Annotated in this window: 1 tRNA gene and 2 rRNA genes; all 3 read left to right on the top strand. The window is 44.5% G+C overall.

Annotated elements, in window-relative coordinates:
• Positions 1-205, top strand: a 16S ribosomal RNA gene (locus L5M51_RS22730); the annotation flags it as partial.
• A 198-nt stretch (positions 206-403) separates the two neighbouring features.
• Positions 404-479 (top strand) — tRNA-Ala (locus L5M51_RS22725).
• 362 nt (positions 480-841) lie between these two features.
• Positions 842-923 (top strand): 23S ribosomal RNA (locus L5M51_RS22720); the annotation flags it as partial.

The following is a 923-nucleotide window of genomic DNA, read 5'->3' as shown; positions in this document are numbered from 1 at the left end:
GAATCGCTAGTAATCGTGGATCAGAATGCCACGGTGAATACGTTCCCGGGCCTTGTACACACCGCCCGTCACACCATGGGAGTGGGCTGCAAAAGAAGTGGGTAGCTTAACCTTCGGGGGGGCGCTCACCACTTTGTGGTTCATGACTGGGGTGAAGTCGTAACAAGGTAGCCCTAGGGGAACCTGGGGCTGGATCACCTCCTTACCTATACGACTAACTTAATGTTTGTTGAGTGTTCACACAGATTTGCTTGATAGAAGAAAGAGTAAAAGATGGACCTAGTCAAATAGGTTTATCAAAGATGGGTCTGTAGCTCAGCTGGTTAGAGCGCACCCCTGATAATTGGCAAACCAATCCTTTTAGAGGTTTGGAACATCTTACTTACTCGCACTGCATGTAAATGGGGCTATAGCTCAGCTGGGAGAGCGCCTGCCTTGCACGCAGGAGGTCTGCGGTTCGATCCCGCATAGCTCCACCATTTACACCTTATTCTGACTTTATTGCAAAGTAATAAGGCATATGCATTATGGATAGAGATGCCAAAGATAAACTTAAAAATTATCTTTGGCTTTTTTAAGCCCGCTCTTTAACAATTTGGAAAGCTGATAGTATTTAATTGCATGAGTCTGTCATGTGATTAATTACAAAACGTTTAATGCGCAAGCATTAAAYATGAGTTCTCAAACACTTTATTAAGTGTCTTGAATATTCAATAGTAAATTATGCTTAGTGGCATAGTTTACGTCTAAGGCGCGTCCACTTCTTTGGTCAGAAGTGAGACAAGTAAAACCAAGCTGGTCGCAATGCGRCGCAGATGAGTGAAACTCATTTGGGTTGTATGGTTAAGCGACTAAGCGTATACGGTGGATGCCTTGGCAGTCAGAGGCGATGAAGGACGTAGTAACTTGCGAAAAGCGTTGGG

Source organism: Shewanella sp. SM73 (genome assembly GCF_025653795.1).
GTDB lineage: Bacteria > Pseudomonadota > Gammaproteobacteria > Enterobacterales > Shewanellaceae > Shewanella > Shewanella oncorhynchi.
The sequence above is the reverse complement of the archived record's forward strand: the minus strand, read 5'-3'. Positions and strand labels throughout refer to the sequence as shown.